19 protein-coding genes and 1 other RNA gene are annotated in these 19852 nt (G+C 28.6%); 18 read left to right on the top strand and 2 right to left on the bottom strand.

What is annotated here, in order from left to right; all coding sequences use genetic code 11:
- Positions 1–151: 151 nt before the first annotated feature.
- The 11 genes from LJD34_RS10630 (at position 152) to LJD34_RS10680 (ending at position 10175) form a co-directional block, all read left to right on the top strand.
- The gene (locus LJD34_RS10630) at positions 152–1684 is read left to right on the top strand and encodes an ABC transporter ATP-binding protein (RefSeq protein WP_227359859.1); all 1533 of its coding nucleotides are present in this window, start codon (positions 152–154) and stop codon (positions 1682–1684) included.
- A complete protein-coding gene (locus tag LJD34_RS10635) occupies positions 1674–2765 on the top strand; it encodes an ABC transporter permease (protein WP_032090037.1) in 1092 nt (363 codons plus the stop codon). Before LJD34_RS10630 ends, LJD34_RS10635 begins: the two co-directional genes overlap by 11 nt.
- Positions 2765–3730 carry an ABC transporter permease gene (locus LJD34_RS10640; protein WP_147580271.1) on the top strand — a complete coding sequence of 322 codons (966 nt, stop codon included), beginning with the start codon at positions 2765–2767 and terminating at the stop codon, positions 3728–3730. Before LJD34_RS10635 ends, LJD34_RS10640 begins: the two co-directional genes overlap by 1 nt.
- Positions 3731–3820: 90 nt before the next feature.
- Entirely contained in the window at positions 3821–5083 is a 1263-nt protein-coding gene (gene yfmF / locus LJD34_RS10645) for an EF-P 5-aminopentanol modification-associated protein YfmF (protein WP_032090039.1), read from the top strand.
- Positions 5083–6366, top strand: a complete 1284-nt coding sequence (yfmH, locus tag LJD34_RS10650) for an EF-P 5-aminopentanol modification-associated protein YfmH (protein WP_227359860.1) — start codon at positions 5083–5085, stop codon at positions 6364–6366. Before yfmF ends, yfmH begins: the two co-directional genes overlap by 1 nt.
- A gap of 36 nt (positions 6367–6402) precedes the next feature.
- A non-coding RNA gene (gene ssrS, locus LJD34_RS10655) (6S RNA) lies at positions 6403–6562 on the top strand.
- Between the two features lie 19 nt (positions 6563–6581).
- On the top strand, positions 6582–6812 hold the full coding sequence (locus LJD34_RS10660; protein ID WP_022001281.1) for a DUF896 domain-containing protein: 231 nt from the start codon (positions 6582–6584) through the stop codon (positions 6810–6812).
- Positions 6813–6895: 83 nt separating this feature from the next.
- A complete protein-coding gene (gene tkt / locus LJD34_RS10665; RefSeq protein WP_227359861.1) occupies positions 6896–8875 on the top strand; it encodes a transketolase in 1980 nt (659 codons plus the stop codon).
- A gap of 68 nt (positions 8876–8943) precedes the next feature.
- Positions 8944–9306 carry a sporulation inhibitor of replication protein SirA gene (locus tag LJD34_RS10670; protein ID WP_022001279.1) on the top strand — a complete coding sequence of 121 codons (363 nt, stop codon included), beginning with the start codon at positions 8944–8946 and terminating at the stop codon, positions 9304–9306.
- Positions 9307–9320: 14 nt separating this feature from the next.
- A complete protein-coding gene (locus LJD34_RS10675) occupies positions 9321–9521 on the top strand; it encodes a YneF family protein (RefSeq protein ID WP_022001278.1) in 201 nt (66 codons plus the stop codon).
- 24 nt (positions 9522–9545) lie between these two features.
- Positions 9546–10175: a histidine phosphatase family protein gene (locus LJD34_RS10680; protein WP_117792905.1), complete on the top strand. Its 630-nt coding sequence runs from the start codon at positions 9546–9548 to the stop codon at positions 10173–10175.
- A gap of 35 nt (positions 10176–10210) precedes the next feature.
- On the opposite strand, the gene plsY is transcribed toward LJD34_RS10680, so the two are convergent.
- Complete coding sequence (gene plsY / locus LJD34_RS10685) at positions 10211–10810, bottom strand: glycerol-3-phosphate 1-O-acyltransferase PlsY (protein ID WP_032090043.1); 600 nt, start codon at positions 10808–10810, stop codon at positions 10211–10213.
- Positions 10811–10920: 110 nt separating this feature from the next.
- Between plsY and parE the strand changes: the two genes are divergently transcribed.
- Entirely contained in the window at positions 10921–12846 is a 1926-nt protein-coding gene (parE, locus tag LJD34_RS10690) for a DNA topoisomerase IV subunit B (RefSeq protein WP_022001275.1), read from the top strand.
- Between the two features lie 9 nt (positions 12847–12855).
- Positions 12856–15474 (top strand): DNA topoisomerase IV subunit A, encoded by a 2619-nt coding sequence (gene parC, locus LJD34_RS10695; protein WP_227359862.1) that lies wholly within the window; start codon positions 12856–12858, stop codon positions 15472–15474.
- A gap of 15 nt (positions 15475–15489) precedes the next feature.
- Here parC and sigK read toward each other — a convergent pair whose 3' ends face one another.
- Positions 15490–16179, bottom strand: a complete 690-nt coding sequence (gene sigK, locus LJD34_RS10700) for an RNA polymerase sporulation sigma factor SigK (protein WP_107029510.1) — start codon at positions 16177–16179, stop codon at positions 15490–15492.
- A gap of 135 nt (positions 16180–16314) precedes the next feature.
- Here sigK and yqeH point away from each other — a divergent pair, with 135 nt between their 5' ends.
- The 5 genes from yqeH to LJD34_RS10725 are packed head-to-tail and all read left to right on the top strand — an operon-like array spanning position 16315 to position 19851.
- Positions 16315–17409, top strand: a complete 1095-nt coding sequence (gene yqeH, locus LJD34_RS10705; RefSeq protein ID WP_032090046.1) for a ribosome biogenesis GTPase YqeH — start codon at positions 16315–16317, stop codon at positions 17407–17409.
- 13 nt (positions 17410–17422) lie between these two features.
- Positions 17423–17710: a ribosome assembly RNA-binding protein YhbY gene (gene yhbY / locus LJD34_RS10710; RefSeq protein WP_022001271.1), complete on the top strand. Its 288-nt coding sequence runs from the start codon at positions 17423–17425 to the stop codon at positions 17708–17710.
- Positions 17707–18804, top strand: coding sequence for a nicotinate-nucleotide adenylyltransferase (locus tag LJD34_RS10715; protein ID WP_117346907.1), 1098 nt, complete (start codon positions 17707–17709; stop codon positions 18802–18804). Before yhbY ends, LJD34_RS10715 begins: the two co-directional genes overlap by 4 nt.
- Positions 18797–19138: a ribosome silencing factor gene (gene rsfS, locus LJD34_RS10720; protein WP_227359863.1), complete on the top strand. Its 342-nt coding sequence runs from the start codon at positions 18797–18799 to the stop codon at positions 19136–19138. The genes LJD34_RS10715 and rsfS overlap by 8 nt, the downstream gene beginning before the upstream one ends.
- Positions 19138–19851 (top strand): class I SAM-dependent DNA methyltransferase, encoded by a 714-nt coding sequence (locus tag LJD34_RS10725; RefSeq protein WP_119363369.1) that lies wholly within the window; start codon positions 19138–19140, stop codon positions 19849–19851. The genes rsfS and LJD34_RS10725 overlap by 1 nt, the downstream gene beginning before the upstream one ends.
- Position 19852: the final 1 nt, after the last annotated feature.

Genomic DNA, 19852 nt, shown 5'->3' on the forward strand with positions numbered 1-19852 from the left:
AGAAACAATTGCTTCTTATAGTAGAATAATTTTATTATATAGATATTTAAAATTCTTATTTTTAATATATTTTTCTTTGTTATGAAAAAACAAAAATTCTTTTCTATATTTATAAATTCATGTATAATTGTATCGAAAAGGGGGAAGCTTAATGTCATATGCAATAGAAATGCTTAACATAACGAAAGAGTTTCCTGGTATCAAAGCAAATGATAATGTTACCTTGCAAGTTGCACAAGGTGAAATACATGCATTGTTAGGAGAAAATGGTGCCGGAAAATCGACGCTGATGTCTATTTTGTTTGGTTTATATCAACCGGATGAAGGACAAATAAAAATTAATGGAGAACCTGTTGAAATTAATGATCCCAACGATGCCAATAAATATAACATTGGTATGGTTCATCAACATTTCAAACTTGTACATAACTTTACAGTACTTGAAAATATTATTTTGGGTATTGAAGAAACAAAGCATACTTTTATTCAAAAAGGTGCGGCAAGAAAAAAAGTTATTGAATTATCTCAAAAGTATAAATTAAATGTTGATCCAGATGCTTTAATTTCGGATATTACTGTAGGAATGCAACAAAGGGTTGAAATTTTGAAAATGTTATTTAGAGATAATAATGTTTTGATTTTTGATGAACCTACTGCGGTATTAACACCTCAAGAAATCGATGAACTAATGATAATTATGAAAGATTTAGCAAAAGAAGGTAAATCTATCATTTTTATTACTCATAAATTAAATGAAATTAAAGCGGTAGCTAATCGTTGTACAATATTAAGAAAAGGTAAATATATTGGTACAGTTGATGTAGCATCAACATCTGCTGAAAAATTATCAGAATTAATGGTTGGCCGAAAAGTTAACTTTATTGTAGAAAAAGATGAACCTCAAATTGGTGATACAGTTCTTGAGGTAAGAGATCTATGTTATAAACCAACTCATTCGTCCAAGAATGTTTTAAATAATGTTTCATTCAATGTACGTCGAGGAGAAATCGTTTGTATTGCGGGAATTGATGGGAATGGACAAACAGAACTTGTTTATGCATTATCAGGCCTTATTAAACATAACAGTGGGCAAATTCTATTAAATGGAGAAGATTTATCTCATGAAAGTATTCGTTCACGTTCTTTAAAAGGAATGGCTCATATTCCAGAAGATCGTCATAAACACGGTTTAGTGTTAGATTACAATCTAGCCGAAAACTTTATCTTAAAGAGTTATTTTGATCCAAAATATCAAAATAAAGGTTTTATTAAATTTGATAAGATGTATGAAACAGCTAATAAGTTAATTGAACAATATGATGTTCGTTCTGGTGAAGGTGCAAAATCTATTACGAGAGGAATGTCAGGAGGAAATCAACAAAAAGCAATCATTGCTAGAGAGGTTGAATCTAATTCGGACTTATTAATTGCTGTACAACCAACACGTGGATTAGACGTTGGTGCTATTGAATTTATTCATAAACAACTTGTTAAACAAAGAGATGAAAATAAAGCTGTCTTACTTGTTTCATTAGAATTAGATGAAGTTATGAATGTTTCAGATCGTATTTTAGTAATGTATGAAGGTGAAATCGTTGCTAATTTAGATCCAAAACAAATTGATGAAAAAGAATTAGGACTTTATATGTCAGGAAGTAAACGAGGTGAAGGATATGAAAAATAGTGAGTCAAAACAAAATCTGATAGCTTCTTTACTTGCTATATTAATTGGATTGTTTATAGGATTTATCGTTATTTTAATAGCAAATCCATCTCAAGCTTTTAGAGCAATGGGTATTATGATGTCTGGGGGATTTTATAAAGGATTAAGAAGTACAGGACAAGTTCTTTATTCTGCAATTCCAATTATGATGACTGGGTTATCTGTTGCATTTGCATTTAAATGCGGTAACTTTAATATCGGGACAACTGGTCAATATACAGTTGGTGGCTTTGTGGCATTATTTTTAGCCAATACGCTTTATCAAACTGTACCTGATTCATTATTATGGATCATTTGTTTAATTGCTGCTGGACTTGCTGGAGCAATTTGGGCATTGATTCCCGGAATTTTAAAAGCGTATAGAAATGTTAATATTGTTATTTCAGGTATCATGTTTAACTATATTGGTATGTATCTTGTTATTGAGGGTGTTAAAGCTTTTATTTATGATTCAGCTGGTGCTCGTTCTCAAACATCTAAGATTGCTGTTCCTAAAATGGGATTAAATCATATTTTCCCAGGCTCAGATGTTAATGGTGGTATTATTATTGCTATTGCATTATGTATCGTTGCTTATATTATTTTAAATAAAACAACATTTGGTTATGAATTAAAAGCATGTGGTTATAATCCAGAAGCAAGTCGTTATGCTGGGATGTCTGAAAAGAAAATTGTTATTTTATCAATGGTTATTTCAGGATTTTTCTCAGGTATTGGCGGTGGACTTGTTTATATCGGAGGAACAGGTAGAGCCTTTACAACTGCTGAAGTCACACTTCCAGAAGGATTTAATGGAATTCCAGTTGCATTGTTAGGAATGAACAGTCCACTTGGATGTATTTTAGCGGCATTATTTGTTTCATATATTAATGTTGGTGGAAACTATATGCAAGCATGTAATATTCCAGTTGAAATTATTGATGTCATTTCAGCGGTTATTATTTACTTTAGTTCATTTGCTTTAATGATCCGTTTATATTTACAAAATCATGAAAAGAAAAAACATAAAAAAGAAGTTGCTGTTGAAGGGGGTCAAGAATAATGGATATTATTTTAAATGTCTTAAATCAAACATTAGTCTTTACAGTTCCTCTTTTAGTAGTTGCTTTAGGTGGGATGTTTAGTGAACGAAGTGGTGTTGTTAATATCGCGTTAGAAGGAATCATGATTGGTGGAGCATTCGTGGGGGTTTATTTCATTTATTTAATGCAATCAGCAAACACAACAATGAATCCGCAATTATTATTGATTTTAGCATTAATTGTAGCTGGTATTTTTGGGGCTTTATTAAGTTTACTTCATGCTTTTGCAGCGATTAACTTAAAAGCCGATCAAACAATTTCAGGAACTGCAATTAATATGTTAGCTCCTGGATTGGGTTTATTCTTAGCTAAATTGATTTTCAATGGAAATTCAAGTGTACCTTTTTCAAATACATTTAGAATTCATGAAATTCCTGTCCTATCACAAATTCCAATTTTAGGACCTATCTTATTTAAAGGTGCTTATATTACAACTTATCTTGGAATTGTTATTTTGATTTTATCGGTTATTTTCTTAAATAAAACAAAAGCAGGATTAAGATTACGTGCTTGTGGTGAAAATCCTCAAGCTGCTGATGCTGCAGGTGTAAGTGTTTATAAATATCGTTATATGGGTGTTCTGTTATCTGGTTTTCTAGGTGGTATAGGTGGACTTATTTATATCATCCCAATTTCAACTGTATTTAATAGTGATGTTGGTGGTTATGGATTCTTAGCTCTTGCAATCTTGATTTTTGGTAACTGGCAACCATATCGTATTGCTACTGCTTCATTATTCTTTGGAATTATGAAGACATTAGCATATACTTATACAGCAATTCCATTTTTATCAGCATTAGGTTTCCCAAGTGTTGTTTATAAACTTATTCCCTATGTAGCAACATTGATTTTATTAGCGTTTACTTCTAAAAATTCTGCTGCTCCTAAGGCTTCGGGGATTCCTTATGATAAATCAAAACGTTAAAATATTTGAAAGTATTGTTTCTTAGGAAATAATACTTTTTTATTTTTTTGATTATTTGTGTATAATAGATGAGAATGAAAGGAAATGATTATGGAAAAAGTTTATAAAATGCCAGGGTATGATTTACATTTGATCCCTACAAATAAATTTAAAAATATTACAATTTCATTAAAATTACAAAATACACTAGATGAAAAAACGGTTGCTAAAAGAACATTACTATCTTTTATGTTGACTACGGGTACAGAAAAATATCCCTCAACACAAGAACTTTCTATATATTTAGAAAGCATGTATGGTATGAAATTAGGAGCTAATGTTGTTACTAAAGGTAAGAGTCATATTATTAATATTAATTCAATCTGTATTAATCAAGAATATTTACCTTACAAAGAAGATCTTATTCAACGGCAAATCCAATTGTTAAATGATATTTTCTTTAAACCTAATGCCTCAAAAACAGTTTTTGATCAAACAATGTTTGAAAGAAAGAAAAAAGAATTGGTTGAACGTCTTATTAATAATCAAGATGATAAATTTTATTATAGTTTAGAAAAAATGTTTGAATATATGGGAAAGGGGACATGTTTAGGGATTTCTTCTCATGGAAATATTGAAGATATAAAAAAAATTGAAAATGAAGAATTATTTTCGTATTTTAAGGAATGTATAAAAAATGACCAAAAACATATTTATGTAGTTGGAAATGTAGATGAATCTATTGTTCATGTCTTTGAAAATTGTTTATCTTTTGAAAAAAATAATTCAATTTTTGAAAGTGTATATTCATTTGAAAAAAATAGAAAAGATTTATTAGAAATCATCGAAAAGCAAGATGTTACACAAGCTAAACTTAATATGGGATATCGTATATCAGTAAATTACAATCACCAAAATCATTATGCTTTTGTAGTATTTAATGCGATTTTTGGTGGAATGAGTCAATCTAAATTATTTAAAGTTGTTAGAGAGAAAAATTCATTATGTTATTATATTTCTTCAAGTTATGATGCTTTTAATGGAGTGATGGTCATTACAGCTGGCATAGAAGGAAAAGATTATCATCAAACCGTTCAATTAATTAAAGAACAATTAAAAGAAATGCAAGATGGTTGCTTTGATCAAGATGATATTGATACTGCAAAATTAATGATTAAAAATTCTATGAAAAAAACAAACGATGAGCCATTAAGTCAAGTTGCCGTTCAATACAATAGAGATATTACGGGAAAAAAAGAAACAAATGAACAATATTTAGAAAAAATTGAAAATGTTACTTATCAAGATATTGTAGATGTTTGTCAAAATATTGAACTTGATACAATATTTTTGTTGAAAGGGAGAAATGAGTAATGGAAAAAATATATTATCAAACTTTAAAAGAAACGTTATTTCATGAGAAATTGGAAAATGGTTTAGAAGTATATTTGTTACCTAAAATTGGTTTTGAAAAAACATATGGTTTATTTTCAACAAGATTTGGATCGATTGATACAACTTTTGTACCTTTAGGACAAAAAGAAATGATAAAAGTCGAAGACGGAATTGCTCATTTTTTAGAACATAAAATGTTTGATATGGAAAATGGGGATGCTGCTGATGAGTTTGCTAAACTTGGGGCAAGTTCAAATGCATTTACATCATCAAGTCGTACGGCCTATTTATTTTCAACGACAACAAATGAAAATGATTGTGTTGAACTTTTACTAGATTTTGTACAAAGTCTAAATATTACAGACGAAAGCGTAGAAAAAGAAAAAGGAATTATTTGTCAAGAAATAAAAATGTATGATGATGACCCAGATTGGCGTGTTTATTTTGGAGCTATTGCCAACTTGTATCATAAACATCCTGTTAAGATTGATATTGCTGGAACTTGTGAAACTGTTAATAATACGTATAAAGATATGTTGGAACTTTGTTATCAAACTTTTTATCATCCACATAATATGATGCTTTTTGTTGTAGGTAATATTAATCCTGAAGAATTAATAGGTGTCATTAAAGAAAATCAAAATAAAAAGCATTTCTTATCTGAAAATGCAATTCAAAGATTAAAAATAGAGGAACCAACATCAGTGGCTGTTAAAGAACAAATTGATACAATGCAAGTTGAAATGAATAAATTGATTGTTTCTATTAAAATTAATGAAATTCTTAATGATCCTCAAGATAAAATTAAAAGAGAATTAGCTTTAAATTTATTATTTGATTTATATTTTTCTAAAAGTTCTTCGTTATATAACGAATGGTTAGAAAAAGGGTATATTAATGAAACATTTAGTGCAAGTTTTACGCAAGAAAGAGATTATGCTTTTATTTTAATGGGTGGAGATCAAGATGATTATGAATTATTGCAAAAGACAATTTTTAATTTTATAGATCATGTTCAAGATTTAGAAATAGCAGAAGATGATTTTGAAAGAATTAAAAGAAAAACAATTGGAAACTTCATCAATAGTTACAATAGTCCAGAAAGTATTGCGAATACTTTTAGCCGTTATTATTTTGAAGGAATTTGTTCTTTTGATTTAGTAGATTATGTAAGTAAAATGACATTGGCAGATATAAATGAAGTAAAAAGATACTTTAATAAGGAATATGCTTCAAGCTATATTGTTAAAAAAGATAAATAAAGGGGTATATTTAAAAATAATTTATGGTATAATGTAATGCGACTAGAGAGTGTAAATAAATTTCCTACACATTAGATACGGGAACCTGATCTAAATAATGGTGTTGAAAGCCTATCTTTGAATAGGAATCCTAAAATTATTTAAAGGTGCCCACCTGTACGTAACAGGGATAATCTAAAAGCTCTCTAGTTTTTTATTTAAAAGGAGAAATCAAAATGGCAGCAATAGATCAAAAACTTATAGATAGAATAAATGTTTTAGCTAAAAAGAAAAAAGAAGGTACAATTACTCCTGAAGAATTAAAAGAACAGGATAAATTGAGAAAAGAATATATTAAGCTTTTTAGAGAAGGATTTAAATCTCAATTAAAAGCAATTAAAGTTGTAGATGAAAAAGGAAATGATATAACACCGCTTAAATTAAAACAAGAAAAATTAAAAAATTAAGGAATTCTAGTAGAAGATATTTAATTTTTATAGAAAATGTGTATAATATGTCTTGACTTATTTAAAAATAGGAGAAAATGTAAATGGATATTTCAAATTTATCAATCGCAACAATTAGAAGTTTAGGAATCGATACAATCAATAAAGCAAATTCTGGACATCCAGGAATGGTTCTTGGATCAGCACCTGCTTTATATACATTGTTTAATAAAGAACTAAACATTTATAACAAAGAGGCTGAATGGATTAATAGAGATCGTTTCGTTTTAGCAAGTGGACATGCTTCTGCACTTTTATATAGCATGTTACATTTGACAGGGTTTGATGTTACAATCGATGATCTAAAGAATTTTAGACAATTGAATTCTCGTACACCTGGGCATCCAGAAATTGAAATGACACATGGTGTTGATGCTTCAAGTGGACCATTAGGACAAGGTATTCCAATGGCAGCTGGAATGGCAATGGCTGAAAAATTTTTAGCAAGTCAATATAACAAAGAAAACTTTGATATTATTGATCATTATACATATGTTTTATGTGGTGATGGCGATATGCAAGAAGGAGTTACTTATGAAGCAGCATCTCTTGCAGGTCATTTATCATTAGGTAAATTAATTGTTTTATATGATGCAAATAAGGTTACTTTGGATGGACCTTTATCAATGTCATTTAGTGAAAATGTAAAAAAACGTTATGAAGCTTGTAATTGGCAAGTTTTAGAAGTTAAAGATGGAAATGACATTAATGAAATTCATAAAGCTATTAAAAAAGGTAAAAAAGAACAATTCAAGCCAACTTTAATTATTGTAAATACAGTTATTGGATTTGGTTCAGCAAATCAAGGAACAAATAAAGTTCATGGTGCACCATTAGGTAAAGAAGATGGTAAAAACGCTAAATTATCTTATGGTTTTGATCATGATGAATTCTATGTACCTGAAGAAGTATATGAAGATTTTAAAAAGAAAACAATTAAAAGAGGAAAATCTAAATTTAATAAATGGAATAAATTATTCAATGAGTATAAAGAACAATATCCAACAGAAGCAAAACAATTAGAAGATGCTATTGCTGGTAAATATTCTTTAAACATTGATGAACTTTTAAAGAATTATCCTGTAGGACATAATGACGCTACAAGAAATACTTCATTAGAAGTTATTCAAGAAGTTGCTAAACAAAATCCAACTTTCTTATCGGGAACTGCTGACTTAGCTAGTTCAACAAAAACAAAAATTAAAGATGAAGATGACTTTAGTGTTGAAAATTATAATGGACGTAATTTAGTATTTGGAATTCGTGAGTTTGCAATGGTTGCTATTATGAATGGTATGACATTGCATAAAGGTGTAAAAGTTTCAGCTGGTGGTTTCTTAGTATTCTCTGATTATTTCAAAGCAGCAGTAAGAATGGCTTGTTTAATGAAATTACCAATTATTTTACCATTATCTCATGATTCTATTGCAGTTGGTGAAGATGGGCCAACTCATCAACCAATTGAACAGTTTGCTATGTTAAGATCAATTCCAAATATGCATGTTATTCGTCCAGGAGATGCCGTAGAAATGGCAGCAGCATGGAAATTAGCGATTGAATCAACTGAAAATCCTACAGCACTTATTCTTACAAGACAAAATGTAGAAACAATGGAAAATAGTTCTGTTGAAGGTGTAAGCAAGGGTGCTTATGTTATTGGTAAAGAAGAAAATCATTTAGATGCTATCATTATTGCATCTGGATCAGAAGTTAATTTAGCTATGAAAGCTAAAAAAGTACTTCTTGAAAAAGGTATTGATGTACGTGTTGTATCTATGCCATGTCAAGAATTCTTTGATCAACAAGATGAACAATACAAAGAAGCTGTTTTACCAAATGCAATGCGTAAACGTTTATCAGTAGAAATGGCTAGTTCATTTGGATGGCATAAATATGTTGGTTTAGATGGTATAACAATGTCTATTAATGAATTTGGTAAAAGTGCTCCAGCACAAGATGTTATCCAATCTTATGGATTTACTGTTGATGGAGTTGTAGAAAATATTGAAAAATTATTAAAATAAAGGGAGTACTCCCTTTTTTTTACATTCTTCCCTTGATTGTTATGATACCTTAGTAATAGGTGATTGAGATGAAATATGTTATATATGAATACGAAGAAGGTATAAAACAATTATTTGAAAAGTATCCAAATTTAAAACAATATTTTGATAATCTTACATTAGATAATGATTTTATGAATAAATTTATAAATTGCGTCTATAACAGTGTTGATTATATGAATGAACTTATTTATAAAGAATTGCACAATAGAAAAGAATATCATCGAGTTGGGAAAATGCATATATTTGAAAATGAACTTACACATGAAATAAGTCGTTTATATGTTGAAAATTATAAAATTATTATTGAATCGAAAGATAAAACAAACATATTCTTTGATATTCTCTATCATAATTTAAAAAGTTATGTTATAATAGATGAGAATTTGTAAGGGAGGTATTATCAATGTTATATGCAATTCTTGGATTAATCGTTGGATTAATTGCTGGGTTCTTTGCGTCTCGTTATTTCTTTAAAAAACAATTACAAAAAAATCCACCTATCAATGAAAAAATGATTCGTGCTATGTATATGGAAATGGGAAGAAAACCAAGTGAGGCTCAAATTAAAAGAATCATGGCTTCAGTTAAATCACAATATAAATAAGGGGATACCCTTATTTTTGTTTATATGAAAATATATATTACTAGACATTCCTTAACTGCATGGAACGAAGAAAAAAGACTACAAGGATGGAAAGACTCACCGCTTACTAAGCAAGGGAAAGAAGATGCTTTAAAATTAGGTGAATATATGAAAACAATACATATTGATCAAGTATATTCTTCGCCTTTATTAAGAGCAAAATCTACAGCTAGACTTATTTTTAAAAATGAAAATATTATTGAAGATAGTCGTTTAAAGGAAATGAACTTCGGTGATTATGAAGGAGAATATATTCAAGATTTAAAAAAGAAACATGATTATTTTTGTTTGTGGCATCAACCGCAATTGTCATTTTCTTTGCCAAATGGAGAAACATATGAAGAAGTTGTTTTTCGTTTGAATGATTTTATTTTAGAAAAATATAACGAAGATCCTCAACAAACAATTTTTATAACAATTCATGGTATGTTATTTACAATATTACATGGAATTTTTTTAGATTTACCTGTTGAACGATTAAATGAAGTTAATCAAGAAATTGTAAGAGGATGTTCGCTTTCGTTGTTTGAATTTGATGGAAAAAAACATAAAATAGATTTTATTGGGAAAGATTGTTTTTTAACACCTTTAAAAGAAAAAATTAGTTATAAATAAAAAAGATTAGTTTAACGATCATAAACTAATCTTTTTTACATCCATTGAATTTTTGATTCAGTATGATTTTTAATACGTTTGATATTATCTTTATGTCTATAAACTAATAAGATAACAGCTACAAGCATGCATAATTTTGCTGTTATGGACACCGCTAGAAACGGTGTAATACATAAAACAATCAAAGCAGTAGAAATTGAAGATAAAGATACATATTTTGAAATTTTTAAAACAAGTAAAAATACAACAATAGCAACAACTGCATATAATGGTTCAATACATAAAAAATAACCTAGACTTGTTGAAACAGCTTTCCCTCCTCGAAATTCAGCAAAGATAGGATAACAATGTCCAAAAATACATGCTAATCCAGCGATATATTTAATATCAGGATTTAAATTGAATTTTAAAGATAAATAACTACTTAAATAAAATATAATAACTGCTTTAAGAGCATCTAGTACAATTACAGAAATACCTGCTTTTTTTCCTAAGACTCTGCCAGCATTTGTTCCTCCTAAATTGCCCGAGCCACTTTCTCTAACATCCGTATTATAAAATACTTTTCCAATAACAAGGGCAAAGGGGATAGAACCGTATAAATAACCTAATAGAATCAATAATATTTCATACATTTTTATCACCAAGCTAAATTATACAGTTATCCTATAAAAATGCAATTAAACTTTGAAAAAAAACAAGAGTATTGATATAATAGTTCAAGTATAACAAAAGGAGTGATTATATGGCAAAAAAGAATACATATGATGAGTCAAATATACAGATTCTAGAAGGATTAGAAGCAGTTAGAAAAAGACCTGGTATGTATATTGGATCTACAGATAGTAGAGGATTACATCATTTAGTTTGGGAAATTGTTGATAATGCAATAGATGAAGCTCTTTCTGGATATGGTAATTTAATAGAAGTCACTATTTGTAAAGATAATAGTATTATGGTACAAGATCATGGACGTGGAATGCCAACAGGCATGCATGCTTCAGGAAGACCAACAACAGAAGTTATTTTGACAATTCTTCATGCAGGGGGTAAATTCTCTGAAGATGGTGGTTATAAGACTTCGGGAGGACTTCATGGAGTAGGTGCTTCTGTTGTTAATGCACTTTCTCATTGGTTAGAAGTGACTGTTTGTAGAGATGGAAAGATTTTTAAGCAACGTTTTGAAGATGGCGGAGAAACAATAGGAAAATTAACAGTTATTGGAAAAACAAAAGAAACGGGAACATTGATTCATTTTTTACCAAATGATCAAATTTTTTCAACAATAGAATTTAATTATAAAACAATTAGTGAAAGACTAATGGAAAGTGCTTTTTTATTAAAAGGCATCAAAATTGTTTTAAAAGATGAAAGAACTGGAAAAATGGATGAATTCCATTTTGAAAATGGATTAGAAGCATTTATTGATTATTTAAATACTAATAAAGATGTACTTCATCCAACAATTTCTATTGAAGGTGAACAAAATGGGATGGAAGTAGATATTGCTTTACAATTTACTTCTGGATATCAAGAAACGACATTATCATTTGTTAACCTTGTAAGAACGGGTGATGGTGGAACACATGAAACAGGTTTTAAATCTGGACTTACAAAAACATTCAATGATTATGCGAGAAAATATGGTCTATTAAAAGAAAAAGATAAAAATTTAGAAGGAAATGATGTACGAGAAGGGCTTTCAGCGATTATTTCCATTAAAGTTCCTGAACATTATTTACAATTTGAAGGGCAAACAAAATCAAAATTAGGGACACCAGAAGCTAGAAATATTGTAGATAGTATCGTATATGAAAAATTATCTTATTTTTTAGAAGAAAATAAAGAAATTGCAGATAATCTTGTTAAAAAAATGATTAAAGCTGCTCAAGTAAGGGATGCAGCAAGAAAAGCAAGAGAAGCAGCAAGAAAAGGAAAAGGTGCAAGACAAGAAAGAATATTAAGTGGGAAATTAGCTCCTGCTCAAACTAAAAATAAAAAGAAAAATGAACTTTATTTAGTCGAAGGGGATTCTGCCGGAGGTAGTGCTAAACAAGGACGAGATAGAAAATATCAAGCAATTTTACCTTTAAGAGGAAAAGTTTTAAATAGTGAAAAAGTATCCTTACAAGATATTTTGAAAAATGAAGAACTTGCGACATTAATCAATACTATTGGTGCTGGATTTGGTGCAGATTTTAAAGTTGAAGATAGTCATTATGATAAAGTTATTATTATGACTGATGCAGATACGGATGGGGCTCATATCCAAATATTATTATTAACTTTCTTCTATCGCTATATGAAAGATTTGATTACAGCAGGGAAAGTTTATATTGCTCTTCCACCTCTTTATAAAGTATCTAAAAAAAGTGGAAAAAAAGAAGAGGTTATTTATTGTTGGGAAGATTATGAACTTGAAGATGCTAAAAAGAAAATTGGCAGAGGATACAATGTTCAACGTTATAAAGGTCTGGGGGAAATGAATGCTTCTCAATTATGGGAAACGACCATGGATCCCGAAACAAGAACCTTGATTCAAGTTTCAATTGATGATGCTGCTGTGGTTGAACGTAATGTGACTGTTTTAATGGGTGATAAAGTTGAGCCAAGACGTGAATGGATTGAACAAAATGTACAATTTACATTAGAAGATAATTATCAAATTTAGGAGGTTTTTATGTCTGATAAAAAAATTGTAATGAATTTAGAAGCAATCATGGGTGATCGCTTTGGAAAATATTCAAAATATATTATTCAAGAACGTGCACTTCCTGATGTACGTGATGGATTAAAACCTGTTCAACGTAGAATTCTTTATTCAATGAATAAAGAAGGAAATACGGCTAATAAACCTTATCGTAAGTCGGCAAAAACGGTAGGGAATGTTATTGGTAATTATCATCCTCATGGTGATACGTCAGTTTATGATGCAATGGTTCGTCTTTCGCAAGAATGGAAAATCAGAGCACCATTAATTGATATGCAAGGAAATAATGGATCAATTGATAATGATCCTGCTGCAGCTATGCGTTATACAGAGGCTAGACTTTCACCAATTGCAAGTGAATTATTAAGAGATTTAGATAAAGATACTGTATTAATGTCTTTAAACTTTGATGATACAGAGTATGAACCAACGGTTTTACCAGCTGCATATCCTAATCTTTTAGTCAATGGATCTACTGGAATATCAGCTGGATATGCAACAGATATTCCACCACATAATTTACAAGAAGTTATTGATGCAACAATTCATCGAATTAAATATCCTCATTGTCATTTAGATAAATTAATGGAATTTATCAAAGGGCCTGATTTTCCTACAGGCGCTATTGTTGAAGGATTAGATGGTATTAAAAAGGCCTTTGAAAAAGGAAAAGGAAAAGTTATTGTTCGAGCAAAAACTGAAATTATTGAAGAAAAAAACATGAATCAAATTGTGGTTACTGAAATTCCTTATGAAGTCAATAAAGCTGAATTAGTAAGAAAAATTGATGAGATTCGTTTTAATAAGAATATTGACGGTATTTTAGAAGTAAGAGATGAATCAGACAGAGAAGGTTTGAGAATTGTTATTGATTTGAAAAAGACTGTAAATGTTCAAAATACTCTCAATTATTTTTATAAAAATACCGATTTACAAAAAAACTATAACTATAATATGGTAGCCATTAAGGATAAAAGACCGGTTTTAATGGGAATTGAAGAAATTCTAGATGGTTATATTGATCACCAAATTGATGTTGTAACACGAGCAAGTTTATATGATTTAAATAAAGCAAATGAACGTTTGCATATTGTTGATGGGTTAATTAAAGCAATTTCTATTTTAGATGATGTTGTTAAAACAATTCGTGCGTCAAAAGATAAAAGCGATGCAAAAAACAATTTAATAAAACAATATGCATTTTCTGAAAAGCAAGCAGAAGCAATTGTGATGCTACAACTTTATCGATTGACTAATACTGATATTGTTTCTTTACAAGAAGAAAAAGCAGAACTTGAAAAACGTGTTCAAAGATTGAATGAAATATTAGAAAGTGATGATGTTTTACGACAAGTCATCATTAAACGTCTTAAAGAAATCAAACAAAAATATTCTATGCCTCGTTTAACACAAATTAAAGAAGAAGTTAGTGAAATTAAAATTGATGAAAAAGCTATGATTATTTCTGAAGATATCTATGTATCTGTTACTAGAGATGGTTATATTAAACGTATTTCACAAAGATCAATGAAAGCAAGTACGAATATTCCATTTGGTAAAAAAGAAGATGATATTCTTATTTCTTTACATCATGCAAATACTTTAAATCATGTATTATTATTTACTAATAAAGGAAATTATTTATTTGTACCAGTTCATAAAATAGAAGAATTTAAATGGAAAGATTTAGGTAAACATGTAAGTTATCTTGTAAAAGTAGGTGCAGATGAAAAAATTATTTCTTCAATTCTTGTTCAAGATTTTAATTTACCTCTTTATGTTTTAATGGCAACAAAAAATGGTCAAATCAAAAGGACGCTTTTAAAAGATTTTGAAGTTTCTAGATATTCAAAAGCAATCACATGCATGAAAGTAAAAGAACAAGATACTATGATTTGTGCTTTACTTACTGATAACCAACAAGGAATATTTATTGTTTCTAAAGCTGGCTATGGTGGATTATATAGTGAACAAGAAGTATCGATTGTTGGTTTAAAAGCTGCAGGTATAAAAGCTCTTAATTTAAAAAATGATTCAATAGCAGCGGTTGATGTGTTTGATCCTTTAGAAAATTATTCAGTATTGATTCTTAGTGAAGACGGTCAAATGAAACGTTTAAAATTGAATGATATACCAGCATGTAAACGTACAACTAAAGGAACAACATTGTATAAAAATTTAAAAACGAAAACAATTTATGTAAAGAATGCATTTGTACTTTCATCTAAAGAAAGTGCTTCTGTCTATACTTCAAAATCTAAAGAGTATACATTTAAGCCAACAGATTTCAATAACGCTTCATTAGAATCAAGATTTTCATCGTTTATTAAGTTAGAAAAAGACGAAACTATTTTATGGAGTCAAATAAATCGAGTAATCACAACAAATGATTACGATGTAAAACAAGAAAATCAAAATTTACAAAGTGGTGTTATTGAATTAAAAGAAAGTAAAGAAAAAACTTTATTAGATGATTTTGATATTCAAGAAGTTCCTATTAAAAAAGAAACATCTAATTCAAAAAAGAAAAATACAATTAAATATGAAAAGATTACGTTAGAAGATATTTTAAATGATGATGAATTTTAAAAGAAGGATGATTGATTATCCTTCTTTTTCTTGTAAATAACATTTTAATAATTTAATTAATGCTCTTTTTTCTATTCGAGAAATATAAGAACGTGAAATGTGATACTCTTTAGCAATTTCTTTTTGGGTCATTTTTTTAGATGAATTTAGACCATAGCGTTTTATTAAAATATCTTTTTCTTTTGAAGTTAATACATCAAAACATTGAATAAGCTTTTGAAGATTATCAGCATCATATATTTGATCTAAAATAGGTTTTTCCTTATTATCAATTAAATCTTCTAAAACAACTTCACTGCCATCTTTATCAACTCCAATTACTTCATTTAAAGAAACTTCTTGATTTATTTTTTTTGCTGATCTTAAATGCATTAGAATTTCATTTTCTATACATTTTGAAGCATAAGTTGCTAATTTGGTTTTTTTATCAATACTGTAACTATCGATGGCTTTAATAAGTCCAATAGTGCCAATTGAAATGAGATCTTCTTGCAAATCTCTATTGTTATTATATTTTTTGGCAATATGGGCAACAAGCCTAAGATTCTTTTCAATAAGTAGATCTCTGGCGGCTTTATCGCCATTACATTTTTTTTGTAAGTAAAATTGTTCTTCTTTGAAAGTGAGTGGTAAATCAAAAGTTTTAGACTTGATATAAGATATAAAGTAAGCATTATTCAATAATGAAAGTAATAAAGAAAATATGTTGATCACCTCATTATAATTAATGCTATTTTTGACAAAAAATGATAAATAAAATTAATATTTCTTTTGCTTAACATTTCTTTAAAAATCAAGTATAATAGAGTACAATTGTTATGTGATAAAGAGAGGTAATTTATGGAAGAGTTAAGATGTTACGGCTGTGGAGCTATTATTCAAAGTGAAGATGAAAAAAAGATTGGTTTTGTTCCTAAAAATGCACTAGATCGAAGTCAAGTATTATGTAAAAGATGTTTTCGTTTAAAAAACTATCATCAATTACAAGCAACAAATTTATCAGATGATGATTTTCTTGAAATTTTGAATAAAATTGGAGAAAAGGATTGTTTAGTTGTTTATCTTGTTGATTTATTTGATTTCAATGGAAGTTTAATTCAAGGATTGGTTCGTCATATTAATTATAATGATGTCATTGTTGTTGGTAATAAGAGGGATATTTTACCTCGTTCAATCAAAGATACGAAAATTATTCATTGGTTGAGAAGGCAACTTAAATTAGAGGGAATTAAACCGTTAGATGTGTTACTTACAAGTGGAAAAAAGAATTATCATTTAGATGAATTAATGCAAATGATTGATCAATATAGAAAAGGTAGAGATGTTTATGTTGTAGGAGTTACTAATGTTGGTAAATCATCTTTAATCAATTCTTTATTGAAAGCCTATAGTGATGTTCAAGATAATTTAATTACAACTAGTGAGTTTCCTGGTACAACATTGGATCTTATTGAAATTCCATTAGATGAAAATTCGTCCATTTATGATAGTCCAGGTATTGTCAATAGACATCAAATAGCACATCTTATTGATGAAAATACATTAAAAGATATTTTACCACAAAGTGAATTACGACCTGTTAATTATCAGTTGAATTGTAAACAAACTTTATATTTTGGTGGATTAGCACGTTTAGATTTTTTAAATGGTTCAAAAACATCAATGACATGTTATTTTCATAGAAGATTGCAAATTCACCGTACAAAATTAGAAAATGCGGATGCTCTTTATAATCGACATAAAACATTAAAACCTGAAGTTGAAGAATTAAAAGATATTCAATCATTTAAAACATATCAATTTAGATTACCTGAAAATAAAGTCGATGTTGTTATTTCAGGATTAGGATTTGTGACAATTCATTGTCCAAATGCATTAATAGAAGTGAAAGCTCCCGAACAAGTTGGAGTCTTTATAAGAGAAGCGTTAATTTAAAGGAGGATATATTATGTTAACTGGAAAACAAAAAAGATTTTTAAGACATGAAGCGCATCATTTAAACGCTATTTTTCAAATTGGAAAAGATGGTTTACATGAAAATCAAATTATTGGAATTGATGAAGCTTTAGAATCAAGAGAACTTATTAAAGTAAAAATTTTAGAAAGTTGTCAACAAGATAAAAATGAAATCGCACAAGAATTATCTTTAAAAACTGATGCTGAAGTTGTTCAAATATTAGGGCGTACAATCATTTTATACCGTGAAAGCGAAAAGGAAATTTATCGTTTACCATGAAAATAGGAATTTTTGGAGGCTCTTTTGATCCTATTCATTTAGGTCATACAAGAATCATTAATGAAGCAATTATATCTCTTCAACTTGATAAGATGTTAATTGTACCTACCAAACACAATCCTTGGAAAGAAGACAGTGTTGCAAATAATCAACAACGTATAGAAATGATTCAAATTGCTCTTAAAGATAATTCAAAATGTGAAGTTTGTACATTAGAAATTGATCGACAAGATAATGAAAAAAATTATACGATAGATACAATTAAAGAATTAAAAAAAATATATAAAAATGATCAGCTCTATTTTATGATGGGAATGGATCAGGCAAGCCAATTTGATAAATGGAAATCTGCTAAAGAAATTAGTGAACTTGTTCAATTAGTAGCTTTTAATCGAAAAGGATATCAAAAAAATGATGTTTTAAATGATTATCATTTTGAATTTATTCAAGCTGATTCAACGGCTGAATCAAGCACTCAATTTAAAGCGGGAAATAAAGAAATCGTTGATCGAAATGTTTATACATATGCATTTCAAAATGGCTTATATTTAGAAAATTTTGTTTCAGGATATATGAGCGAAAAAAGATTTAAGCATACATGTTCTGTTGCAAAACTTGCTAGAGAATTTGCTGTTGCAAATGGAATTGATGGTAAAAAAGCATATATTGCAGGAATGTTGCATGATATTGCCAAAGAAATGGATAAAAAACAAGAAGATGATTTGATGGAAAAATATTTTAGTAAATATGTTGATAAACCAAGAGCAATTTATCATCAATGGTTATCAACATATTTAGCACAAAAAGATTTTATGATTGAAGATGCTGAAATATTACAAGCAATTCGTCATCACACAACAGCTTCAACAAACATGTCCTTGTTAGATATGTGCGTATATTGTGCAGATAAACTTGACCCTTTAAGAGGATATGATTCTTCAAAACAAATTGCATTATGTAAGGAAGATATCATAGAAGGTTTTAAAGGAGAACTAAAGAATTTTTATAAATTTTCGAAGAAGAAAAATAGACCTATTGATGAATGTTTTTTTGATGTTTATCAAGTATATTGTAAAGGAGATTTAAATGGATAAATTAAAAACAATTGTAAAAGTATTAGATGAAAAATTAGCAGAGGATATTGTTGTTATTGATATGTCAATTGACAGTCCTATTTGTGATTATTTTGTAATTGCAAGTGCAAGTAACGAAAGATTACTTCTTGCATTAAAAGATCATATTGAAGATGCTTGTGATAAAGAAAGATACTATGTAAAAAATATTGAAGGTAGAAAAAATTGTAAATGGATTTTAATGGATTACGGTGATATTGTTGTTCATTTATTTGATCCAGAAGAAAGAAAAAATTATGGAATTGAAAAACTATGGTCTGATAAGCCATTTGTCCAAATAGAGGATATTTTATAATGTCGTACGAAGCATTTGCCTATTATTATGATAGTTTAATGGATCAAAATTTTTATAATGATTATATTCAATTTATTAATGAGCATGTAAAAGATTATCAAACTGTATTAGAGCTTGGATGTGGTACAGGAGAAATTGCAATACGTTTGGCTCATTTAGGAAAACAAGTTTGTGCTACAGATATTTCAAAAGATATGTTAGAGGTTGCTAAATACAAATGTATTGATTTTAAAGTGGATGTGATGTTATCACGTATTGATATGTGTGATTTTGCAGTTGATAGTCAATTAGATCTTATTCTTTGTTTATGTGATTCTTTAAATTATGTTATTGATTTAAAAAATGTAAAACAAGTATTTGAAAATACGTATAATGCTTTAAAAAAAGGTGGATCATTTATTTTTGATATTGATTCTATGTATAAAATGGAAACAATTTTAAAAGATTATGATGAAGAAAATGATGAAGATGATTTTTATTTTCATTGGCATGTTGATCGTATCAGTAAAGGATATGTAAAACATAGTGTAGAAATTATTGATAAAGTAGAAAATGATCGAGTTTATGAAGAACATTATCAAAAAACGTATGATGTTGAAACCTATATTGAATTATTAGAAAAAATTGGTTTTAAAAACATTAAGTTATATAGTGATTTTTCTAAATATGATACTGAATGTGAAAGAGTTATATTTGTATGTCAAAAGGGGTGAT

Origin of the sequence: Faecalibacillus sp. MSK20_93, assembly GCF_020589945.1 — a bacterium.
In the GTDB taxonomy this organism is placed as follows: domain Bacteria; phylum Bacillota_I; class Bacilli_A; order Erysipelotrichales; family Coprobacillaceae; genus Faecalibacillus; species Faecalibacillus intestinalis.

Coding starts and splice junctions, on each gene's coding strand:
- LJD34_RS10630 (WP_227359859.1), top strand. CDS start 152: ATGTCATATGCAATAGAAATGCTTAACATAACGAAAGAGTTTCCTGGT.
- LJD34_RS10635 (WP_032090037.1), top strand. CDS start 1,674: ATGAAAAATAGTGAGTCAAAACAAAATCTGATAGCTTCTTTACTTGCT.
- LJD34_RS10640 (WP_147580271.1), top strand. CDS start 2,765: ATGGATATTATTTTAAATGTCTTAAATCAAACATTAGTCTTTACAGTT.
- yfmF (WP_032090039.1), top strand. CDS start 3,821: ATGGAAAAAGTTTATAAAATGCCAGGGTATGATTTACATTTGATCCCT.
- yfmH (WP_227359860.1), top strand. CDS start 5,083: ATGGAAAAAATATATTATCAAACTTTAAAAGAAACGTTATTTCATGAG.
- LJD34_RS10660 (WP_022001281.1), top strand. CDS start 6,582: ATGGCAGCAATAGATCAAAAACTTATAGATAGAATAAATGTTTTAGCT.
- tkt (WP_227359861.1), top strand. CDS start 6,896: ATGGATATTTCAAATTTATCAATCGCAACAATTAGAAGTTTAGGAATC.
- LJD34_RS10670 (WP_022001279.1), top strand. CDS start 8,944: ATGAAATATGTTATATATGAATACGAAGAAGGTATAAAACAATTATTT.
- LJD34_RS10675 (WP_022001278.1), top strand. CDS start 9,321: ATGTTATATGCAATTCTTGGATTAATCGTTGGATTAATTGCTGGGTTC.
- LJD34_RS10680 (WP_117792905.1), top strand. CDS start 9,546: ATGAAAATATATATTACTAGACATTCCTTAACTGCATGGAACGAAGAA.
- plsY (WP_032090043.1), bottom strand. CDS start 10,810: ATGTATGAAATATTATTGATTCTATTAGGTTATTTATACGGTTCTATC.
- parE (WP_022001275.1), top strand. CDS start 10,921: ATGGCAAAAAAGAATACATATGATGAGTCAAATATACAGATTCTAGAA.
- parC (WP_227359862.1), top strand. CDS start 12,856: ATGTCTGATAAAAAAATTGTAATGAATTTAGAAGCAATCATGGGTGAT.
- yqeH (WP_032090046.1), top strand. CDS start 16,315: ATGGAAGAGTTAAGATGTTACGGCTGTGGAGCTATTATTCAAAGTGAA.
- yhbY (WP_022001271.1), top strand. CDS start 17,423: ATGTTAACTGGAAAACAAAAAAGATTTTTAAGACATGAAGCGCATCAT.
- LJD34_RS10715 (WP_117346907.1), top strand. CDS start 17,707: ATGAAAATAGGAATTTTTGGAGGCTCTTTTGATCCTATTCATTTAGGT.
- rsfS (WP_227359863.1), top strand. CDS start 18,797: ATGGATAAATTAAAAACAATTGTAAAAGTATTAGATGAAAAATTAGCA.
- LJD34_RS10725 (WP_119363369.1), top strand. CDS start 19,138: ATGTCGTACGAAGCATTTGCCTATTATTATGATAGTTTAATGGATCAA.